Below are 23474 nucleotides of genomic sequence, written 5' to 3' on the forward strand. Positions count from 1 at the left end.
AAAGAAAGTGGCTTTGATAGCAGTGGCCAACAAGCTGGTAAGACAGGTGTTTGCAGTAGTCAAAAGCGGTGTTGCCTTCGACAATGATTATGTCGAAAAAATGAAACTGAATACTTGATTCTTAACACAGTTCATCCTGAGCTCTGCGAAGGATCTCTGGACGGATATTAATCTGCTCCATCCCTGTCATCCTGAGCCCTGCGAAGGATCTCTGGTTAGCAGACTGTTGATTGGAGATTGTTGATTGCGGAATGGCGATCTACTTCATCCTAAGCCCTGCGAAAGAGCGCTCACGCACAGCATCGCGTTTGAAAAACCACAACAGTATCATGTGGAAATACGAAAGAAGGCTTCGCATAATTGGCATTCCCGTACTCTCGGTGATCATGTCGTTTGTGATGTGCTGGGAATACTGGGAGGCAGGCGGTGTGCAAATTCTGTCTGGTATTGGGAAGTCATTTGTCTTTACGTTTTGCATTTGGGAAGGCAACCGGCAGATCATGCTGTATCTGTACCGGAAGTGGCCAGACGTAGAGCAAACCCGCCAACGGATTCTTACTGAAGTTGTAAGTGTCTTTGTATACACGCTGGGTATCAATTTCTTTATCAAGTTTCTGTTTAGCCTGGTGTTGCAGGAGCCCATCCTGGAAGAGGGGCAATCCGCCTGGTTTCATATGCTCACCGCCCTAATTCCGACGGCGTTTCTGCTCAGCATTTATGAAAGCATGTACTTCTTTGCGGCCTGGAAGGCCAACGTGGAGCGACGGGAAGCTCTCGTATTGGCCAACGCCCAATCGCAGTTTGAGGCGTTGAAGAAGCAGCTGGATCCACACTTTCTCTTTAATTGCATGAACACGCTGGCTTCTTTAATCGACGTGGACAATACGGATGCGCAGCGGTATCTGGGCCGGCTTTCAGAGGTTTACAGATATGTGTTGGATACACGGGAGCGTTCCACGGTCACGGTTGAGGAAGAGCTACAGTTCTTAAAAGCGTACATCTACTTGAACGAGGTACGTTTTCAGGATAACCTGAAGGTTGAGCAGCAGCTGGAAAAAGACATCTATGCCCACCGGGTGCCGGCTTTGAGTTTGCAGCTGCTCGTTGAGAATGCAATCAAGCACAATGTAGTCTCGCGAGAGCATCCGTTGACGATTCGCATTTACCAGGACGGCGACTACGTGACTGTAGAAAACAACAAGCGCCGCAAAAGCAGCTTCCACAGATCAACCAAGCTGGGACTACAGAACATCGTGAAGCGTTATCAACTGCTCACACAGCAACATGTCAGTATCAACGAGAGCGACACCGTCTTCCGTGTGCAACTGCCGCTCCTAGATCCGCAAGGGACGTGAAGGTTGTAATTATTGAAGACGAATATCCGGCTGCCAACCGACTGCGTACGCTGCTGGAAAAGGTTGACGCGCCAGTTGAGATTCTTGATGTACTCGATAGCGTTTCGGGTGCCTGTTCGTGGTTTGAAACCCATCCTTCTCCCGACCTGGTATTGTCTGATATCCAGCTTTCCGACGGACTGAGTTTCGAAGTATTCGAAAGGATGCAACTCAGGGCACCGATCATTTTTACGACGGCGTACGACGAATACGCTATCAAAGCATTCAAGCTCAACAGCATTGACTACCTGGTTAAACCCATCCAGGTTGAGGAGCTCAATGCTGCGCTCAACAAGTTTGTAGAAACCCGGCCGGCGCACCGTAGTGACCAGGTGCAGCAAGAATTGTTAGATCTATTAAAAGGCGTCCAAACGCGTGAGATCGCCTACAAAGAACGATTCCTTGTCAAAGGCGGCGAAGCCCTTGTGCCGGTTTTTCAGACCGAGATTGCCTACTTCTCGGCATCGAACGAGATTACACACCTTGTGCGCGCAGACGGGAAACGGTTCATCGTGGATTATACCTTGAGCGATCTGGAAGAGCGGCTGAATCCGGGCGCATTCTTCAGGGCGAACCGGCAGTATATAGTACAAGCCTCTGCGATAAGACGCGTCTTTCCCTATTTCAATGGCCGGCTCTTGTTGTCTCTTCATCCGCAGGCAAGGGAAGATGTGCTGGTGAGTAAGTCCAAAGCTTCGCGTTTCAAACAGTGGTTTGACGGCGGGTGAAAGCTAGCTGCCGAAAAGCAAAACCTGGTTAAAGCAAAAGGCCGGATCGCGCGGTTGCGCGACCCAGCCTGTAATTTGCTGCTTGCAATAAAACTGTTTGTTTACAGTACGATGTGCGCACCGAAGATCACACCGTGGCTGCGCGCGTCGCGGTCGCTATGCGTTGCGCCGGCGTTCTCGAGGTTGCCACCACTGATGAAGTTGAGTGGTGCATAGCCTTCTGTTCTGAAGACCTCGAAGAAGAGCTTTGAGCTCTTGTTGATCATCAGCGCACCACCCAGGATGTACTGGTTCTGGCGCTCCCAGGGCGACCCGTCTGGACCGGCGATGAAGTTCGAGAACTCACCTGAGAGGACGAAAGAGTACATGCCGTTGTCGGTGAGGACGTAGCTGGCGCCACCAACCAATGAGCTTACATGTTCTTCTTCGAACACGTTGAGTGGTGGTACCGGGTTGTGCGTGCCTGGCCATGGATCTTCAGTGATGGCCCATGCGCCGATCAGGCGGAGCCGGCCAATATTGGCTGTGCCGTAGAAAGTGCCGGCGCCGTTTGGTTGGTCGCAAGGCATGAAATGGACAACCGGGAAGTCCTGGCAGTATGCGCTACCTCGGACAAACGAAGCACCTGCCTGGATGGATGTGCTCTGGCCGAAGTTGAACGTGTAGCTGCCGTCAAAGACGAAGTTGTTCAACCGCGAAGGTACCGCTGTGCCTTCCACAGGAACGTGTAGCGCACGGAACTGGGCACCGCCCTGAACGGCAGTAAAGGAACCGTTGAACCCACCAAGGTCAACCCCAATCATGGCACCAAAGCCGAGGCCGGCAAACGCGTGCCACATGGTTGAGTTGGTAAATGGGCTTACGCTGCCCTGGTAGCCGAAATTGACATCCATTTTACCAACGGCGCCGTAGATGGGGAAGTCGTTCAGGTTACCGAGCACAACAAAACCTTTGCGAACCTGCACCTGGTTACGTGTCAAAGCAGTGAGGGTACCTGCGCCGAAGCTCTGCTGTGGATCGTAGAGCAGTTCGGTGTATATACTGAGCCAGTTGGTGATTGCGCCGGCGAACATGAGCTGGGCGGAATGTAAGGTAGCTTCGCTTACTTCTTTACCAATTTGATTGTTGGCTGTCGGATGGCGCATCAGGTAACCAAACTTGGAGTCTGTATTAGAGGCCTGGTAATCGACGAGCCCAATGAGTGAAGCACCGAGATAGATTTTACCGGTTTCGATGCGGTTGGTACTGAGTGCGTTTAACAGGATGTCGGCTTTACGGATGTACTGCACGGGTTCGAGCAGTTCGTAGTTGAGCGTTGTGTTGATGGCAACTACTTTTTGTTCGTCTTTGTCAGCCTGAGAATCCTGCGCGATAGCAGGGACAGAAAAGAATAGCGAAAGTACCAGGCCAAAAAGCAACACAGCTCGGGGGGTCGCTGCTTTTGAGTGGTAACGGTTGGTCATTTTTACCTCCACAATCAACCTGCGTGGGTCGATCAGTCTTCATTTTGAAAATTATGCTGCGCAACCCCGATAAATGTATTGTAAGTATGGGTTGGGCCTTGCGCAGTGTTGAGCGTTAATCGCGGATAGAAACTAGGTGATCGTTTCCCCGCAGCGCATCACATGGATATGTGAATAAGTTTGGCGTTTTTTTATAAAAATGGCGGATTTGCGCACTTTACAGTGTGGCTGTTGTGGAAGTGTTGGGTTGTGTCACCAAGCGGTGTTATAACTGTTGTAAGAATGTTGCCGGGAAAGTATGTGGTTACTTTAGCGTAGCAGTATCATCCGTTTGGTGAAGCGCAGGAAGTCGAGTTCAATGCGGGCGAGGTAGACGCCGGCTGGTAGATCTCCTGCGTCAAAGTCAGCGGTATGGATGCCGGCTTCCTGTTGCGCATCTACGAGTAGCGCGACTTGGCGGCCGAGTATGTCGTACACTGCCAGCCGCACTTGCATCGTTTGCGGCAGGCTGTAGCGAAGGGTGGTGGTTTGGGTGAAAGGGTTGGGGAAGTTCTGGTCGAGGCCGAGGACGAAATCCTGCTGTGTATGGACTGTTTCGGATTCAACCATTACTGGCGCATAAAAGGAATCTGCAAAGTCATGAATGCTACTTACGTCTTTCCTTAATTGGGAGACCGAGTCAAGGTTATCAGATCCTCTCGCCCAAACAATTGCAAATCTGACCACTACCGTGTCGCCCCGTCCAATAGTGAAAGGACCCGTAGATAGAGCATTTCTCCGATCTCCCGGGTACAGCGGAGTACCTTCGCCATCGGAATCAAATTCAGACCAGAAAGCCTTTGTTACGGGATCGCCTGAGAAAGCAAAACGTGTTACTTCCCTGTTTAACAGTGCACCATCTTGGGTAAGGTTTCTGAAATAGCCTCTCAAGCCAGCTAACAAAGCGGTCCCATCTTTCCAGCGGGATTGCATGTAATTATAATAATCAGGTCCCAGAATAGGCTCGCCATTGGGCGCGCCACCGCCCGTGACTTTCATCATGCCATAAGCGCCGATTTTTTCGCCAGGCTCATCGATTTGTCCGTCCCGATTGTTATCATAATTGTCAGCATCTGCTGGTATTGTTTCCAGGAATGTGATACCTACGGCTGGTGGTGCGGTGCCATAGCCCTCGCCGCCTTCGTCATCATTGTCTGCATTGTAGGTGAAGCCGAGGTGCAGAAGTGAATCCGATCCAACATAATCGTCATCAAAATTTCCAAGATCACTGTCTTTAAAAAAACCAAAAAAAGCGTGCTTAAAGGGCAGGCTGTTTTTGTTAATCAATTTGTATTCGTAAAACGTGTTGTTTCCGATAAAGCCGGGATGTGCAAATGCATGGGCAGACGCATGTACTTCCAGACCAATTGGTGCCGTGTCTGATGCCTCATGAACATTACCGCGGTCGTTCATAATCCACCAGAGCCGCTGGTCGCCAAGGAGGGCCGGCATGTCTCCGCCTTGCAGGTTGTAATTGTTAGGATTACCATCTCCATCAATTACTGGCGCCCCCAGATGCCATGGCCAATTTTTTAAGTTAGATGAGACATCACCTGAGCGTACAAAGGTCTCAAGATCGCTTCTTGTAATTTCCCAGATTTTGTCAAATTGCTTGCAAGACGCGGGCGGGTTGCCATTGTCATCCAAAGGTCCGGCCCAGAATTCCCATGGTCCGTAGCGAGTTGCGGCCGTTCGGATATCTTCTCCAATCATACCACCCACCCAAATATTTGCAGAAAAGATGGCACTTGCGCCACCGCCTTTAGGGACTTCGTAGGCGTGTGGTGAGCCGCGCCAAAAGAGGCCGCCATTATTGAAAATGCGAGCACGTACGTTGCCTACTTCCAGGAAAGCTTCTGCAAGGGCTGGCTCACAGGTGCCCACTTGGGCTTGTGCCCGGCTTATCCAAAGCAAAAGTACTATGATAAACCAGTACTTCATCGCAGCAGCACCATTCGTTTAGTAAACTGTAAGAAGTCGAGTTCAATGCGGGCGAGGTAGACGCCGGCTGGTAGATCTTCTGCGTCAAAGTCAGCGGTATGGATGCCGGCTTCCTGCTGTGCATCCACCAGCAGTGCGACTTCGCGGCCAAGGATGTCGTACACTGCCAGCCGCACCTGCATGGATTGCGGCAGGCTGTAACGGAGGGTTGTAGATTGGGTGAAAGGGTTGGGAAAGTTCTGGTCGAAGCCGAGGACAGGAGACGGTGGTTGACGGAAATCCGCTGGCTTTGGCGTCATTGATGCAGGCGTATAAAAAGCATCTGATGTACTTCGAATGGCGCGCACATCTTTCTTGAGCTCTGTTACAGAATCGAGGTTGTCTCTACCTCTTGACCACACAATGGCTAACCGCACCTCTATGGTGTCAAACGATGCAATGGTGTATGGGCCTGAGGAAAAAACCGAGCGTCTATCTGCTGGTCTCCAAGCCCGTCCTTGGTTGTTGATATTAAATTCGGTCCAAAAAGCTTTGGTGACCGGATCACCCGAGTAGGAAAAGCGAGTTGTCTCCAGTGGCAGGTCATCATCTACATTTGTCCGCCAATCATACCCGTTGTAGCCTTTATACATAGGCGCGTCGTCTTTCCAGCGCGACTGCATATAGTTGTAGTAGTGCCTACCAGTTTGGGGGTCTCCATTTACAGAACCGCTACTTTTGAAGTATACCATACTATAAGCTCCAATTTTTTCATCTGGTTCGTCAATTTCACCGTCCCTGTCGTTATCAATGCTGTCTGGTGGCGCTAGCTCGGTTTCAAGAAAGGTGAATCCAATGGCTGGCGGTGCCAGACCATATCCTTTGCCACCTTCATCTACATTGTCTGCGTTGTACCCATAACTCAGGTGTAGCAAAGAATCTGATCCCACGTAATCGTCATCAAAGTTACCCAGATCAATATCTTTAAAAAGGCCAAAGAAGGCCTTGTCGAAAGGTGCATTATTTTTATTGATAAGTTTGTAGCTGTAGAAGGTGCTGTTGCTTATGAAGCCGGGATGAGTAAACGCATGGGCAGACGCATGTACTTCCAGGCCGATGGGATCACTATCTGATGTATAGTGGATGTTGCCTCTGTCGTTCATAATCCACCAAAGCCGCTGATCGCCAAGCAGTTCCGGCAGGTCACCGCCTTCGAGGTTGTAATTATTCGGATTACCATCCCCGTCAACTACGGGTGCGCCCAGATGCCATGGCCAGTTTTTAAGGTTGTTTGAGACGCCTTCTCCATCGATAAATGCCTGAATGTCTTCGGTTCTGATTTCCCAGATTCGATCGTACGGCTTACAATCTGCTGGTGGATTGCCTGTGTAGTCAAGTGGGCCGGCCCAGAACTCCCAGGGCCCATAACGACTGGCTGCAACACGACGAAAGCCGTTAATCATACCTCCGATCCAGATACTAGCTGCAAAGATGGCATTGGAGCCGCCTCCTTTGGGCACTTCGTAGACGTGGGGAGATCCGCGCCAGAAGAGGGCTCCGTTGTTGAGGATGCGAGCGCGTACGTTACCGGCATCAAGGTACGCATCTGCCAGTGCCGGTTCGCAGGTGCCGGTTTGAGCAATCGCAACGTGCGGCAACAATAAAAAGAAGAGTAAAGTCCAGAAGCGTTTTTGCATGGGAAATATCAGAAAGGCCTACTGGTAAAAACGCAAAAAGCCATACGCACACGACACAGGTAGGAGAACCTTCAACCAACTACCGGATCAGGACCATGCGTTTAGTAAACTGCAAGAAGTCGAGTTCGATGCGGGCGAGGTAGATGCCGGCGGGGAGATTGTCGGCGTCAAATTCGGCGGTGTAGATGCCGGCTTCTTGCTGGGCGTCTACCAATAGCGCGACCTCGCGGCCGAGTATGTCGTACACGGCTAATCGCACCTGCATTGTCTGTGGTAAGCTGTAGCGGAGGGTGGTTGATTGGGAAAAGGGGTTGGGGAAGTTTTGGTCGAAGCCGAGTAGAGGTGCTTGCTGGTTGGCTAAAGACTTCATAACAGCTGTCGGGGTGTAGATATAATCCGCATTTGCTCGCACTGCACGTGTCTCTCTTCTCAGTACTGAAATGGAGTTAAGGTTGCTATCGCCTCTTGACCAAATGATGGCAAAATTAATCACGGTTGTGTCTCCTGGTGCGAGGTTGAAGGGGCCCGTTGCAACCACAAATAGCCTATCAGACGGATGAACCCTGTTGCCCATACCATCCATATTATTTTCTGACCAGAACGCGCCTGTTACTGGGTCACCCGGGTAGAAAAAATTGGTATGTTGGGCAATCAGTCCTTTGGGCCAATAGTCGCCTTGTATTCCCCGATATCCCTCAACAACATGCCGGCCGTTGCCCCAGGTGGATTGCATGTAGGCGTAGTAGTGGTCTGCATCGGTAGGGTCGCCATAAGGCCCGGGATCTGAGTCGAAAGCCATGGTATTGGTTGTCCCGAGCATTTCGCCCGGTTCATCAATGATGCCATCCCGATCATTATCCCGATTGTCGTCATCTTTGATTGGTGTATGCAGAAAGGTCAATCCAATCGCTGGCGGCGCATCACCATAGCCTCTGTATCCTTCATCTTCATTGTCCGCATTATAATAAAAGCCGAGGTGCAACAGGGAGTCGGAGCCTACATAATCGTCACCAAAATACCCGAGGTCACCATTGGTAAACAGTCCAGCATAGGTATCTTCAAGAGTGCTTACGTTCTTGTTGATAAGCGCGTAACTATAGAAGGTGAAATGCGACCACGGCGGGTTTTTTATAGCAAATGCTGAAGCTTGAATTTCAAGGCCAATGGCATTGCTTCCCGTGGCCTGATGTATGCCGCCGGCATCGTTCATGATCCACCAAAGGCGTTGATCTCCCAGTAATTCTGGTAGATCGCCATGTTCAAGGTCATAGTTGTCCGGATTGCCATCGCCATCAATCACAGGGGCACCGAGTTGCCACGGCCAATTTTTTAGATTTTCCGATGTACCCTCACCGTTTAGAAAAGCCTGTATATCTTCGGTTCTGATTTCCCAAATATGATCGTATGGTTTGCAATGAGCTGGTGCATTTCCCGCCTTGTCTAATGGGCCGGCCCAGAACTCCCATGGTCCGTATCGAGTAGCTGCGGTTCGAAGTTCTGCATCCATTATGCCACCCACCCACAGGCTTGCTGTGCCCATCGCATGCAGGCCGCTTCCTTTGGGGACTTCATAGCCAAGCGATGAAATCTGCTGTGGGGAGCGCCGCCAAAAGAGGCTACCATTGTTGAGGATACGAGCGCGAACGTTGCCGGCATCCAGATAGGCTTCTGCCATTGCGGGCTCACAGGAGCCTACCTGGGCGTGCACTGGAAAGGCCCAGAGCAAGAGCAACATGAACAGTCCTTTCTTCATCGCAGGAGCACCATCCGTTTAGTGAACCGGAGAAAGTCGAGGTCGATGCGTGCTAGGTAGATGCCGGCTGGCAGATCTCCGGCATCAAACGCGGCGGTGTAGGCGCCGGCTTCCTGCTGGGCATCTACGAGTATTGCGACTTCGCGGCCAAGCATGTCGTACACCGCTAGGCGCACCTGCATCGCTTGCGGGAGGCTGTAGCGGAGGGTGGTGGATTGGGTGAAGGGATTGGGGAAGTTTTGATCGAAGCCGAGCGTGAAACTGGGGGTGATCTCATTGCCCCGCGTTTTGTCATACGTTCGCGGTGAATAAAAGGAATCTGAAAAATCGCGAATGGACTTTACATCCTTCTTTAGTTCAGCGACGGAGTCTAAATTATCTTTGCCCCTTGACCACACAATGGCTAAACGCACCTCTACCGTATCAAAGGAGGCAATGGTGTAAGGGCCGGAAGAAAAAACGGAGCGCCGATTTGCTGGTGCATGCGCTAATCCGTTGCCGTTTACGTTGAATTCAGTCCAGAAATCTTTTGTTGTCGGATCGCCTGAGTAAGAAAAACGCGTCGTTTCTGTCGGAAAAGTATCTGAGAATTCGCCCCAATCATACCCCATATAACCTTTATATAGAGGTTTATTGTCTTTCCAGTGCGATTGCATGTATCTGTAATAGTCTCTACCTGTTGTAGGATCTCCGCTTACAGCTCCGCCTCCATGGTAAAAAAGCATGCCGTAGGCCCCAATTTTCTCATCTTCCTCATCTATCTCCCCATCCCTGTCATTATCAATGTTGTCAGGTGGTGCTGATTCAGCGTCTAGAAAGGTGAAACCAATGGCTGGTGGAGCCGTGCCGTATCCTTCACCGCCTTCGTCATCATTGTCGCCGTTGTATCCGTAACTGAGGTGTAAGAGTGAGTCAGAGCCGACATAATCGTCATCAAAATTACCCAGATCGAAATCTTTGAAGAATCCGAAAAATGCATGTTCGAAGGGTGCGGTGTTTTTATTGATGAGTCTGTAGCTATAGAAGGTGGTATTGCTGATAAAGCCGGGATGGTCGAAGGCGTGCGCGGAAGCGTGTACTTCCAGGCCGATGGGATCACTGTCGGTTGCCTGGTGGACATTGCCCCGATCATTCATGATCCACCAGAGGCGTTGATCACCGAACAGCTCTGGTAAATCTCCTCCTTCGAGGTTGTAATTGTCAGGATTGCCGTCTCCGTCGACAATCGGGGCACCGAGTTGCCATGGCCAGTTTTTCAGGTTATTGGAGATCCCGTTTCCATCGATAAATGTTTGAATATCTTCGGTTCTGATTTCCCAGATTTGGTCGTAGGGTTTGCAATCTGAAGGCGGATTTCCTGCTTCATCAAGAGGTCCGGCCCAGAACTCCCACGGTCCGTAGCGGCTGGCGGCAACGCGTAGTGAGTTATTGATCATGCCGCCGACCCAAATACCTGCAGCCCAGTTGGCATGAAGGCCACTTCCTTTGGGTACTTCATAAACATGCGGCGAGCCTCGCCAAAAGAGACCGCCATTGTTGAGGATACGGGCGCGTACGTTGCCGGCGTCCAGGTATGCTTCTGCCAGGGCTGCCTCGCAGTTACCGGTTTGGGCAATTGCAACGTGCGGTAACAATAAAAAGATGAGTAGGAGCCAGCCGTTTTTTTGCATCGGAAATACCAGATCAGGTCTACCGGTAGAAACGCAAAAAGCCAATCGTACACGACACAGGTGTAAGAATCTTCAACTGATCACCTGATCAGGGCCATGCGCTTGGTGAACTGCAGGAAGTCGAGCTCGATGCGGGCGAGGTAGATGCCAGCCGGCAGGTTGCCTGCGTCAAACGCGGCGGTGTAGATGCCGGCTTCTTGCTGTGCCTCAACCAATAGCGCTACTTCGCGGCCGAGCATGTCGTACACTGCGAGCCGTACCTGCATGGGTTGAGGCAGGCTGTATCGGAGGGTGGTAGAATGCGTGAAGGGGTTTGGGAAGTTCTGGTCGAAACCAAGGACAAAATTCGGAGGAGGAATTTGCGCCTGTTCAAAGTTGACCTGTCCTAAAGGGGTGTAAAGCGTCTTTGTCGAACTGCGTACTGCGCGCGTGTCTTTGCGCAGTTCAGTTATGGAATCAAGATGATCTTTACCACGCGACCATATAATCGCAAATCGAATGGTTGCAGTATCACTAGAAGCAATGGTAAATGGGCCCGTTGAAGTTACCATTCTGCGGTCAGCAGGGTCAATCGTCCCTCCCGCACCATTCCAGTTGAGTTCAGACCAAAAGGAACGCGTAACTGGATCTCCCGAAAACAGGAACCGCGTAATTTTACTTTCGGGGACACCTTCGCGGCCCGTGCCCCACTCAACCTGGGGCAGGCCGTCTTTCCATATACCCTGCATCGTCCTGTAATAATCACGTGCAGTGACAGGATCACCATCACCATCACCGCTGCCACTGCTGTTATACGACTTTACCGCATAGGTGCCAATTTTTTCGCCGGGTTCGTCAATGACACCGTTCCGATTGTTATCAATGCCGTCATGAGGTGCCTCAATAGTCTCCAAAAATGTAAAGCCTACAGCTGGAGGAGCAATTCCGTAACCGTTTCTCTCTTCCTCGTCGTTATTGTCTGCATTATAGGCAAAGCTTAGATGCAGCAAGGAATCAGAGCCGATGTAGTCATCATCAAAATCTCCCAGGTCTACATCTGTAAACAAGCCAACGTAAGTGTCTTCAACTTCGACAGTATTTTTATTGATTATGCTGTATTCGTAAAACGTGACATTTCCGAGTGCGCCGGCGTTGGCATAAGAAAAGGCAGAACCATGGACTTCAATGCCTATTGGATCGCTGTCTGTTGCTTCATGGATATTTCCTCGGTCGTTCATGACCCACCAGAGGCGCTGGTCTCCAATCAGTTCTGGCAGGTCTCCATTTTCGAGGTTGTAATTGTCTGGATTACCATCGCCATCAACAACGGGTGCGCCAAGTTGCCAGGGCCAATTCTTCAGATTGTTAGAAATGCTATTGTCCTTAAGGAATGTTTGAATATCTTCGGTTCGGATTTCCCAGATATGGTCATAGGGTTTGCAATCAGTTGGCGGGTAACCTTTCTCATCCAACGGCCCGGCCCAAAATTCCCATGGTCCATACCGACTGGCGGCAGTGCGCAAGGAGCCATTAACCAGGCCACCTACCCATATACCAGCTGTAAAAATCGCATGTGTGTTTTCTCCTTTGGGTACCTCGTAGACATGCGGTGAGCCCCGCCAGAATAAGCTGCCGTTGTTGAGGATGCGAGCGCGCACGTTGCCGGCGTCGAGATACGCCTCTGCAAATGCCGGTTCGCAGTTGCCGGTTTGAGCAATCGCAATGTGCGGCAACAATAAAAAGATGAGTAGGAGCCAGCAGTTTTTTTGCATCGAGAATACCAGAAAGGTCTACTGGTAGAAACGCAAAAAGTCAATCGCACACGACACAGATGCAAAAACCTTCAACCTGTAACTCGCAACCTTCAACCGATCATCTGATCAGGACCATGCGCTTGGTGAAGCGTAGGAAGTCGAGCTCGATGCGGGCGAGGTAGATGCCGGCCGGCAGATCGCCTGCGTCAAATTCAGCGGTATGGATGCCAGCATCCTGCTGTGCATCTACAAGTATGGCGACTTCGCGGCCGAGTAAGTCGTACACTGCCAGGCGTACCTGCATGGTTTGCGGCAGACTGTATCGGAGGGTGGTTGATTCGGTGAAGGGGTTTGGGAAGTTTTGGTCGAAGCCGAGGACCTGTTGCTGGAACGTTTGCGCGGGTTCTGGGATTTTAACGGGAGTGAAAATTTGATCTGCAAATGCGCGTACGCCGGTTGTATGCCTTTTCAAGAGGGAAACGGAGTCCAGATTACTTTCTCCGCGCGACCAGATAATTGCGAAGTTAACCGTTGTGGTGTCGCCTGATGAAAGGTTAAACGGGCCAGAAGATATGATAAATCTCCTGTCTCCAGGGCCGAGGGCGGCATTGTCCATGGCATCTGAATTGACTTCTGACCAGAAAGCACCAATTGTAGGATCTCCTGTGTAGAAGAAATTCGTTGGTTTTTGTGGTAAACTAGCCGGCCAGTGACTACCGGGAAAGCCGGTCAACCCCTCAAGCACTGGGCTACCATCTCCCCATCTTGAACGCATATAATTATAGTAGTGTCGCGCTGATACGGGATCCCCATACGGTCCAGTGTCAAAATAGTAGTGCAACGTGCCCGATGTACCCAGCATCTCTCCAGGCTCATCAACTACCATGTCACGATCATTATCCAGATTATCTGCGTCAGCTACCTGCGTATGTAGAAAGGTGACGCCAAATGCCGGCGGTGCTTTGCCATAACCGTAATCCCCCTGATCGTCATTATCACCATTGTAGTGATATCCAAGGTGTAGGAGGGAGTCGGATCCGAGAAAATCATCGCTGTAGTTGCCAAGGTCTCCTTCTGTGAAGAGCGAAACGTAAGCGTCTTCAATTGAGGAAGAGTTTTTGTTGATGAGCTTATAGGAGTAAAACGTGAAGTTTTCGAGTCTGTGATCTATAAATGCAAAGGCCGAGGCATGGATTTCAATACCTAACGGATTGCTTTTAGAGGCTCTGTGTGTATTGCCCCGGTCATTCATAATCCACCAGATCCGTTGGTCTCCCAGGAGTTCAGGCAAATCTCCTTTCGCTAGATTGTAATTGTTGGTATTTCCGTCGCCGTCTACTACTGGTGCGCCCAGATGCCACGGCCAGTTTTTTAGGTTCTCGGACACTTCGCCAGCATGTAGAAAAGATTCAATATCTGCTTTTGAGATCTCCCAAAGCTTATCGTACTGCGCACAAGACGCGGGAGGATTACCATTTTCATCGAGCGGGCCAGCCCAAAACTCCTGTGGACCGTACCTGGTGGCTGCCGTGCGTATTTCATTGTCTATCTTGCCACCCACCCAGAAACTTGCATTAACAAATATGTTGATGCTATCGCCTTTAGGCACGTGATATCTGATGCGACTGTATGGCGGGTTGGGATTGAACGACCGGAATAGTGCACCGTCGTTGTAAATGTTAGCCCGGACATTACCCACGTTTAAAGTAGCTTGGCTTAGTGTTGGCTCACAAGTACCGGTTTGGGCAAATGCCGTGTACGGCAACAATAAAAGGACGAGTAAAATCCAGGAGCTTCTTTGCATTGAAAACACCTTCAACCTGTAACTTTCAACCTTCAACATATTATTTGATCAGGACCATGCGCTGGGTGAAGCGGAGGAAGTCGAGTTCGATGCGGGCGAGGTAGATGCCAGCCGGTAAGCTGCCCGCGTCAAACTGGGCAGTGTAGATGCCGGCTTCCTGTTGTGCATTTACGAGTACTGCGACTTCGCGGCCGAGTAAGTCGTATACAGCCAGTCGCACCTGCATGGTCTGCGGCAGGCTGTAGCGGAGGGTGGTGGATTGGGAGAAGGGATTCGGGAAGTTCTGGTCGAAGCCGAGGAGGGGGCTTTCAATAGGTTCTGGAATATTTTGCTCTATTGATTGGGGTGTATAAAAAGAAGTAGCAAAGTCCCGAATTTCTTGCACTTCTTGCTTTAGCTGAGTCACGGAATCGAGGTGGTCAGTACCCCTGGACCACACTATTGCAAATCGGAAAAGTACAGTGTCGGTTGGGGCAAGGTTATATGGCCCACTGGAAATTGAGAACCGACGGGCGCCAGGTGGTATTAATTCGTTGCCGAGGCCATCATTATTGAAGGCTGACCAGAAGCTTCGATTAACTGGGTCTCCGGAATAGGCAAAACGCGTTACCTCTCGTTTGGGCATATCATCACGCTGATAACCCCAAGAGCCTTGTACAAGCGCTGTACTGTCTTTCCACCGGGATTGTAGATAATTATAGTAGTCTGCTGCTTCAACGGGCTCACACGTAACACATCCTCCACCGAAAAATTGCATGACGCCGTAAGCGCCTAATTTTTCTTCAGGTTCGTCGGTCAAACCGTTACGGTTGTTGTCAAAATTATCTGACTCTGCTTGAGTCGTTTCAAAGATCGTGATACCAATAGCTGGTGGAGCTACACCATATCCTTCGCCTCCTTCGTCCTCATTGTCCGCATTATACACAAAGCCTAAATGTAGAAGAGAATCAGATCCAACGTAGTTGTCATCGAAATTACCTAGGTCATTATGACCGAAAACTCCCACAAAAGCTTGATTAAAAGGAGCTTTGTTTTTGTTGATCAACCTATATTCATAGAACGTGCTGTTTGAAATAAAACCGGGATGTGAGAATGCATGGGCAGAGGCATGTACTTCGAGTCCAATAGCATTAGAATTAGAAGATTGATGCACATTACCTCTGTCGTTCATAATCCACCATAATCGCTGATCGCCGTAGAGTTCGGGTAAGTCACCAGCTTGGAGGTTATAGTTGTTGGGATTTCCATCACCATCGATCACGGGGGCACCCAATTGCCATGGCCAGTTATGTAGCCTTGATGAGATGTCTCCTGTACGTATAAATGCCTCTATATCTTTCTTTCTGATCTCCCAGATTTTATCGTACAGATTACAGTTGATTGGTGGATTTCCTGCATCATCAAGTGGCCCGGGCCAGAATTCCCATAGACCATATCGGGTTGCGGCTACGCGAAGGGAGTCATTTATCATGCCACCTACCCAAAGTCCATTTGCAAAGTTAGCATTGAGGCCTGAGCCTTTGGGTACTTCATAAACATGGGGTGAACCTCGCCAGAACAGCCCACCATTGTTGAAAATGCGTGCACGTACATTGCCGGCGTCCAGAAAGGCTTCTGCCTGGGCTTGATCACATGTACCGGTTTGCGCGGCTGCTGTGTGCGGCAGCAATAAAATGATGAGTGAGATCCAATAGCTTTTGTGCATCGATAGTACCAGATAAACTTACTGGTAAAAACGTAATAAGACATGGCCACGCGACATGATTACAAACACATTCACCCTATAACGCTTCAGCTAATCTTTTCTGGATACCGGATCAAGTCGGCATGACGTGAGGGGGGGCAGTACGCCATCTCGAAATCAATCGGCATTCAAAATACCTTCAACCAATTATCTGATCAGTACCATCTGTTTGGTAAACTGTAAAAAATCGACCTCGAGACGGGCGAGATAGATGCCGGCCGGCAAGTTGCTTCCGTCGAATTCTGCGGTGTGAATTCCCGTTTCCTTTTGCCCATCTACCAGAAGCGCTACTTCGCGGCCGAGCATGTCGTACACGGCGAGCCGCACCCGCATCTTCTGCGGCAGGCTGTAGCGGAGGGTGGTTGACTGTATAAACGGATTGGGAAAGTTTTGATCGAAGCCGAGCACGAAGTTTTCGCGCAAAGGAGGCTGTGGTTCTGATACGATTCTGCCTGGCGAATAGAATGCTTCGTTCATGCGCTGAATTTCGCGTACGTCCTTTTTTAACTCGGTTACCGAATCAAGATGGTCATTACCACGCGCCCAAACAATGGCAAACCGTATCTCCACAGTGTCTTGCGGGGCAAGGGTTAACGGTCCCAACGAAATGAGCGTATTGATGTCACCAGCCGAGAAGGTACCGCCTCGGTCATCCACATTCATCATCGACCAAAAAGACCGTGTAACAGGATCACCTGAAAACACAAAACGGGTTCTTGTTTTGGCTAAATGAGCATACTCAGGAAAGTTACTCCAATCCAATCCCTTGAGACCACGATAGAGCGGGGATTTATCGAGCCAATAGGTTTGCAAGTAAGCATAATAGTCTGGTCCAATACCTGCATCCCCGTCGATTCGTGATCCTCCAGCGCCTGTATAGTGCATGGCTCCATAAGCCCCCATCTTTTCACCGGGCTCGTCGATGGTGCCGTCTCTGTCGTTGTCAATGGCATCATGGGCAGAGGGGACCGATTCAATAATTGTAAATCCAACAGCAGGAGGGGCGGTGCCGTAACCTCTCAAGCCCTCGTCGTCATTGTCTTCGTTATACACATAGGTAAGGTGTAACAGCGAGTCAGAGCCAAGATAGTCGTCATCGAAATTTCCTACATCGGTATCACTGTAAACACCAAAAAATGCATGTTCTAAAGGTGCCGTATTTTTGTTGATGAGTTTATAATTATAGAAGGTGCTATTTGCGACAAAACCCGGATGATCGAAGGCGTGTGCAGAGGCGTGTACTTCCAGACCGATGGGGTCACTGTCGGTCGCTTCGTGGGCATTCCCTCGATCATTCATGATCCACCAGAGGCGTTGGTCGCCGAAGAGTTCGGGTAGATCACCGCTGGCCAGGTTGTAATTACCCGGTACACCGTCTCCATCGACAACAGGTGCACCGAGGTGCCACGGCCAGCTTTCCAGGTTGGTCGAAATTACACCCGTGGATTTGAAGTCCGTAAGGTCTTCCGTTCTGATTTCCCAAATCTTATCATAGGGTTTGCAGGAAGCGGGCGGGTGACCAGCTTCATCCAGTGGACCGGGCCAAAACTCAAAGGGGCCATAGCGACTCGCCGCAACACGCAAGTCATTCTCGATCATTCCTGCAACCCAGATTGATGCACCGGATACTACCTCGATTCCGCTTCCTTTGGGCACTTCATAACGAGGTCTGGGTCCGGGCCAGAATAAACCACCGTGGTTTGTGATGCGTGCCTGGACGTTACCAGCATTTAATATCGATTGTGCAAGCCCTGGCTCACAGGTGCCGGTTTGTGCTATAGCTGCATTCGGCAGAAATAAAAAGACGAATAGAATCCAGCAATATTTTTGCATCAATCATACCAGCTATTTCTACAGGTAAAAACGCAAAAAGCGAGACGCACGCGCCGTAGGTACAAGAACTTTCAACCTGTAACTTTCAACCTTAAACCAATCACCTGATCAGTACCATGCGTTTGGTGAACTGCAGGTAATCCATCTCGATGCGCGCCATGTAGATGCCCGCCGGCAGGGTGCCTGCATCAAAATTAACCGTGTAAATGCCAGCTTCTTGTCTTGTGTTCACCAGTAGTGCTACCTCTCGGCCCAGTATGTCATAAACGCTCATGCGAATACGCATAGACTGCGGTAGGCTGTAGCGGAACGTTGTGGTTTGTGTAAACGGATTAGGGAAGTTCTGGTCGAAGCCCAGGACAAATCCGGTTTCGATCGTTTGCTCCTCTTGAAGTATAATCCGCTGCGCTGGCCACAATGCGTTGCCGGCATTGTGCAACACGCGGGTATCCTTTTTGAGCTCGGTAACCGAATCCAGATGGTCCGCACCGCGCGACCACACAACGGCCAGATCGATCTCCTGGGTGCTGTCGGGCAGGATATCGAAGGGGCCAGTGGAAAGCATGAGCCGGCGGTCGGCAGCATCAACAACGAGTCCCATTCCGTCGGCGTTGAATTCTGACCAAAAAGCCTTTGTGACCGGGTCACCGCTCAGGGTATATTTTGTGGTCTTAACACCTTCGCCTTCTCCACCGTAGCCTCCTTCATAAATAGGATCTCCGTATGACCGCAACCCACGCAGGCAGTTGTAATATCCAATATTGTCTCGTGGGCTACTCCATTTCCAAATGCAAGCAAATGCAGTCATTCCCAGTTCTTCCAATGCCTCATCAATTTCGCCATCGTAGTCACTATCGCGGTTGTCAGGTTTAGCTGGTGGTGTTCGCAGGAACGTGAAGCCGGCCGCAGGCGGAGCCAGTCCATAGCCCTCGCCCCCTTCATCCTCGTTATCAGCATTGTAAAAGTAACCCAGATGGAGGAGAGAGTCAGAGCCGATGTAGTCATCGTCGAAGTTGCCCAGGTCCGGATCAACGTAGAAGCCAAAGTATGCGTCCTCGATTGGGACAGCGTTTCTGTTGGTGATGCGGTAGCGGTAAAATGTATTGTCACCCAGGATCTCATTGGGTGAATTATAAGCGTGCGCAGAGACGCGGACTTCAATACCAAGCGGTTCACTGTCTGTGGCTTGATGGACATTGCCCCGATCGTTCATGATCCACCAGAGGTGTTGGTCTCCAAGGAGTTGCGGTTGGTCACCGCCGGCAAGATTGTAGTTGTCCGGATTGCCGTCGCCATCAATTACCGGGGCACCAAGGTGCCAGGGCCAGCTTTTGAGGTTGTTGGAGATCTCGCCTGTTTCCAGGTAGGTAGTGACGTCTTCAGGCCTTATTTCCCATATTTTGTCGTACAGTTTGCAGTCAGCAGGAGCGTTGCCGGTTTGGTCAAGGGGGCCGGCCCAGTATTCCCAGGGACCATAGCGCGATGCTGCACTACGTATTTTCCCATCTACTTTGCCGCCAATCCACAGAGAAGCAGCGAAAATGGCATTGGAGTATCCAGCTTTGGGCACGCGATATACATGCGGTGAGCCACGCCAGAACAGCGCACCATTGTTGAGCATGCGTGCGCGTACGTTGTATCCTTCCAGCGTTGCTTCACCAAGGGCTGGCTCGCAAGTGCCTGTTTGTGCAAATGCTTGTGGAATGAGCAGAAGGCTGAGCAGTAAGATGTAGTAACTTTTTTGCATCGGATATACCAGATAGGCTTACTGGTAAAAACGCAAAAAAGCAGCGGTGGACGACATAGGTACAATAACCTTCAACCTCTAACTTTCAACCCATCACTTGAGCAGCACCATGCGTTTGGTGAAGCGGAGAAAGTCGAGCTCGATGCGGGCGAGGTAGACGCCGGCCGGTAAATCGCCTGCATCAAATGCAGCGGTGTGGATGCCGGCGTCCTGATGGGCATCTACAAGGATTGTCACCTCTCGGCCGAGCAGATCACACACTACAAGTCGTACCTGCATAGCTTGTGGCAGGCTGTAGCGGAGGGTGGTAATTTGAGTAAACGGGTTGGGGAAGTTTTGGTCGAAACCCAAAACATGTGATACTGGCGCAGGCAGATCTTGTGGTTTAGGGGTGATCTGTAAGGGCGCGTAAAATACTTCAGCGGTGCCCCTTATGGCGCGTACGTCCTTTTTTAATTCGGTTACCGAATCGAGATGGTCTGAACCTCTGGCCCAGACAATGGCAAAGCGTATTTCCACCGTATCCATTGGGGCGAGTTCAAATGGCCCTGTAGAAAAAACGGCAGACTGGTCGGATGGCGGAATTATACTGCCCTGTTCGTCGTAATTCAGCTTGGTCCAAAAGGCCTGTTTTACAGGGTCTCCGGAGAAAGAAAAGCGTGTCGGTTTATGGAGGCCAAAATAATCAGGCTCCCACCACCCGTTGTAACCGTGATACAATGCAACGTTGTTTTTCCAGCGCCCTTGCATGTATCGGTAATAGTCGCTGCCAAAAACAGGATCACCATTCGGTGTACCGCCGCCGTAGTGTCTGACAAAAGCATAGGCACCCAATTTTTCATCGGGTTCATCTATTATGCCATCCCGGTCATTGTCCACGCTGTCTGCCGGTGCAAGGATCGTTTCAAGAAACGTATAGCCAACGGCTGGAGGGGCTTTGCCATAACCTCTACTGCCTTCATCGTCGTCGTCTCCGTTGTAGGCATAGCTGAGGTGGAGGAGGGAGTCTGATCCGACATAGTCATCTGCAAAATAGCCCAGGTCAAAGTCCTGATACATACCAAAGAAGGCCTGCTTCAGCGGTGCTTTATTTTTGTTGATGAGGGTATAGCTGTAGAAAGTACTATTGCCAACAAAATCAGGATGATCGAAGGCGTGTGCAGAGGCATGTACTTCGAGGCCAATAGGTGTAGTCTTGCTTGATTCATGGATATTGCCTCTGTCATTCATGATCCACCAGAGTCGCTGATCACCCAGGAGTTCGGGTAAATCACCCCCTTCGAGGTTGTAATTGTTTGGGTGACCGTCCCCATCTACTACGGGTGCACCCAGTTGCCATGGCCAGGATTTGAGATTGTTCGATATAAGACTGTCCTGTTGAAAGTCGATAATGTCATCCCGGGTAATTTCCCAGATCTGGTCGTAGGGCTTGCAGTCAACAGGCGGATTCCCTTCATCATCGAGCGGCCCGGCCCAGAATTCCCAGGGACCGTATCGAGAAGCGCTTGTGCGCAATTGATTGTCGATCAGGCCTCCAACAAGAATGGTGGACGCAAAGATGGCATTGGCACCACCAATTTCATACACGTGCGGTGAACCGCGCCAGAAAAGAGCGCCATTGTTAAGGATACGTGCGCGTACGTTGCCGGCATCAAGATAGGCTTCGCCCAACGCCGACTCACAGGTGCCGGTTTGTGCTGCCGCCGCGTGTGGCAGGAGTAGGAAGATGAGTAAAATCCAGTAGCGAGGATGCATCGATCATTCTAGCGGGAATACCAGATAGACTTATTGGTAGAAACGCGAAAACACTAAGGTACACGACAAAAGTACAAAACCTTCAGGTTAGCCATGCCGGCCACTGAATAAGGTTCAGCATGAAGTAGCTGTGACGTAAGAGAGAAAAAACTAATCGGCATTCGGCATTCAAATAACCCGTCATCTGATGATCAGCATGCGTTTGGTGAACTGGAGGAAGTCGAATTGGGCTTTTGCAAAATACACGCCTGCTGGCAGGTTCTTCGCCTCGAAGTCAACGCTGTAAATGCCGGCTTCCTGGCGTGTATTTACCAGGACAGAGATTTCTTGTCCGAGCACATTGTAGATGGCCAATTTTACCTGCATAGATTGAGGCAGGCTATACTGAATGGTTGTGCTTTCAGAGAATGGATTTGGAAAGTTCTGGTCGAAGCCCAGCACAAACCCTTTTTCAGGGATTTCAGGTGTAGGAATGGATTGTGGCGTACGCGATGCATACAAACTGGTGCTCGCCCGCCTTACTGCGCGGGTATCTTTGCGAAGCACAGTAATCGAATCGAGATGGTCGTTTCCCCGCGACCAGATGATGGCCGGCCTGATAGTCACCGTGTCTCCACGAGCGATGGTAAACGGACCTGTTGAGGTTACAAATCTACGGTCTGCCGGGTTTTCAGCGGTACCTTGATTGTCAAGGTTGAATTCCGACCAGAATGCTTTGGTAACTGGATCGCCGGGAAAAAAGAACCTGGTTGTTTCGCGGGGGAAATCTGGTGGTACGCTGTTTCTGTGCGGATAGCCTCTGTAACCCAGCAAGATGGGCATGTCGTCTTTGTGCAGCGCTTTCATCAGGTTATAATAATCAGGTCCATGCTGTGGGTCGCCATTCACTCCGCCGCCACCGTAGTAATTCATCATCGACGTTACACCTAACATTTCGCCCGCCTCATCGATGCTTCCATCCCTATTATTGTCGAGTCCGTCATCATCCGCCAGCAGGGTTTCTGTAAATGTGAAACCGATGGCGGGTGGTGCATTGCCGTAACCCTCGCCGCCTTCGTCGAAGTTGTCGCTGTTATAGGCGAAGCCAAGGTGGTTTAGGGAGTCTGATCCCACAAAATCGTCATCGAAGTTACCCAGGTCTACATCCGAAAATAAGCCGACATACGTTTCTGTAATCGGTGCGCTGTTTTTATTAATGATGTTGTATTCGTAAAAAGTAATGTTACCCAGTGTAGTTGGGTTGGCAAAAGCGAAGGCGGTTGCATGTACCTCGATGCCTAGCGGTGCTGTATTGGTTGCTTCATGGATATTGCCTCGATCGTTCATGATCCACCAAAGGCGTTGATCACCAAGGAGTTCGGGTAAATCGCCGCCCTGCAGGTTGTAGTTGTTCGGATTGCCGTCACCGTCTACTACAGGGGCACCGAGTTGCCATGGCCAATTCTGCAGGTTGGTAGAAATGCTGTCAGTTTCGAAATATAGCTGAAAATCTTTCGTCCTAATCTCCCAGATTTGATCATAAATACTGCAATCAGCTGGGGGATTGCCCAGATCATCGAGCGGGCCGGCCCAAAATTCCCACGGACCGTAGCGTGACGCGGCTGTGTGGAGGGTGTCGTTTATCATGCCTCCGATCCATATGCCGGCAGCAAAGATGGCATCTGTACCGTCGATCTCGTAAACATGCGGTGAGCCGCGCCAGAAGAGTCCACCATTGTTGAGGATACGCGCACGCACGTTGCCGGCATCCAGATAGGCCTCGCCCAGCGCCGGCTCACAGGTGCCGGTTTGTGCTTGTACTGCCCGGGGCAGCAACAAAGAGAAGAGTAAGATCCAGAAGCTTTTTTTCATGGTCTCTACCTGAAAGGCCTACTGGTAAAAACGCAAAAAAGCAGCAGCGGACGACATGTTGATTAGAAAGACGCACCTAATGATTCTAGAAACCAGATCAAGTCCGGCATGCCATGAAGGTAACGGCATGACATCCCCCCCAACGTCATTCTGATGTCTATGACTTTGTCAAGTTAAAAGAAGCCTCGGATTGACCGAGACGTATTCATCGATGTAGGGTTTGTTGTGCTTGAGCATACTGCAAACAATGCGTAGTAGTTGGTTGGATACGTTGTTCAGAACAAGCTTCTTTGGTTTGCCTTCAGCCAGTTTCCTGGCGTAATAATGTTTGAACTTGGCTTTG

Annotated in this window: 14 protein-coding genes; 2 read left to right on the forward strand and 12 right to left on the reverse strand. The window is 50.4% G+C overall.

The genetic code is table 11. The annotated features are described in order from the left end of the window. Positions 1 to 329 precede the first annotated feature (329 nt). The gene (locus AAF564_15035) at positions 330 to 1355 is read left to right on the forward strand and encodes a histidine kinase (GenBank protein MEM8486865.1); all 1026 of its coding nucleotides are present in this window, start codon (positions 330 to 332) and stop codon (positions 1353 to 1355) included. After that, a complete protein-coding gene (locus AAF564_15040; protein MEM8486866.1) occupies positions 1352 to 2122 on the forward strand; it encodes a LytTR family DNA-binding domain-containing protein in 771 nt (256 codons plus the stop codon). The genes AAF564_15035 and AAF564_15040 overlap by 4 nt, the downstream gene beginning before the upstream one ends. 101 nt (positions 2123 to 2223) lie before the next feature. Here the strand turns inward: AAF564_15040 and AAF564_15045 are convergent, their stop codons facing one another. The 12 genes from AAF564_15045 to AAF564_15100 all read right to left on the reverse strand — a co-directional run bounded on the left by AAF564_15045 (position 2224) and on the right by AAF564_15100 (position 23131). After that, a complete protein-coding gene (locus AAF564_15045; protein ID MEM8486867.1) occupies positions 2224 to 3585 on the reverse strand; it encodes a hypothetical protein in 1362 nt (453 codons plus the stop codon). A gap of 309 nt (positions 3586 to 3894) precedes the next feature. Next, positions 3895 to 5565 carry a T9SS type A sorting domain-containing protein gene (locus AAF564_15050; protein ID MEM8486868.1) on the reverse strand — a complete coding sequence of 557 codons (1671 nt, stop codon included), beginning with the start codon at positions 5563 to 5565 and terminating at the stop codon, positions 3895 to 3897. Then, entirely contained in the window at positions 5562 to 7241 is a 1680-nt protein-coding gene (locus AAF564_15055) for a T9SS type A sorting domain-containing protein (GenBank protein MEM8486869.1), read from the reverse strand. Before AAF564_15055 ends, AAF564_15050 begins: the two co-directional genes overlap by 4 nt. Positions 7242 to 7320: 79 nt before the next feature. Then, a complete protein-coding gene (locus AAF564_15060; protein ID MEM8486870.1) occupies positions 7321 to 8994 on the reverse strand; it encodes a T9SS type A sorting domain-containing protein in 1674 nt (557 codons plus the stop codon). After that, entirely contained in the window at positions 8991 to 10664 is a 1674-nt protein-coding gene (locus tag AAF564_15065; protein MEM8486871.1) for a T9SS type A sorting domain-containing protein, read from the reverse strand. The genes AAF564_15060 and AAF564_15065 overlap by 4 nt, the downstream gene beginning before the upstream one ends. Positions 10665 to 10744: 80 nt before the next feature. Beyond that, positions 10745 to 12415: a T9SS type A sorting domain-containing protein gene (locus AAF564_15070; protein ID MEM8486872.1), complete on the reverse strand. Its 1671-nt coding sequence runs from the start codon at positions 12413 to 12415 to the stop codon at positions 10745 to 10747. A gap of 100 nt (positions 12416 to 12515) precedes the next feature. Further along, the gene (locus AAF564_15075; protein ID MEM8486873.1) at positions 12516 to 14201 is read right to left on the reverse strand and encodes a T9SS type A sorting domain-containing protein; all 1686 of its coding nucleotides are present in this window, start codon (positions 14199 to 14201) and stop codon (positions 12516 to 12518) included. Positions 14202 to 14241: 40 nt separating this feature from the next. Then, the gene (locus AAF564_15080; GenBank protein ID MEM8486874.1) at positions 14242 to 15906 is read right to left on the reverse strand and encodes a T9SS type A sorting domain-containing protein; all 1665 of its coding nucleotides are present in this window, start codon (positions 15904 to 15906) and stop codon (positions 14242 to 14244) included. 186 nt (positions 15907 to 16092) lie between these two features. Next, on the reverse strand, positions 16093 to 17778 hold the full coding sequence (locus tag AAF564_15085; GenBank protein ID MEM8486875.1) for a T9SS type A sorting domain-containing protein: 1686 nt from the start codon (positions 17776 to 17778) through the stop codon (positions 16093 to 16095). Between the two features lie 100 nt (positions 17779 to 17878). Then, positions 17879 to 19525 carry a T9SS type A sorting domain-containing protein gene (locus AAF564_15090; protein ID MEM8486876.1) on the reverse strand — a complete coding sequence of 549 codons (1647 nt, stop codon included), beginning with the start codon at positions 19523 to 19525 and terminating at the stop codon, positions 17879 to 17881. Between the two features lie 93 nt (positions 19526 to 19618). Then, positions 19619 to 21280, reverse strand: a complete 1662-nt coding sequence (locus AAF564_15095) for a T9SS type A sorting domain-containing protein (protein ID MEM8486877.1) — start codon at positions 21278 to 21280, stop codon at positions 19619 to 19621. A 180-nt stretch (positions 21281 to 21460) separates the two neighbouring features. Then, the gene (locus tag AAF564_15100) at positions 21461 to 23131 is read right to left on the reverse strand and encodes a T9SS type A sorting domain-containing protein (protein MEM8486878.1); all 1671 of its coding nucleotides are present in this window, start codon (positions 23129 to 23131) and stop codon (positions 21461 to 21463) included. Positions 23132 to 23474 lie beyond the last annotated feature (343 nt).

This window comes from Bacteroidota bacterium, from assembly GCA_039111535.1.
Classification (GTDB): domain Bacteria; phylum Bacteroidota; class Rhodothermia; order Rhodothermales; family JAHQVL01; genus JBCCIM01.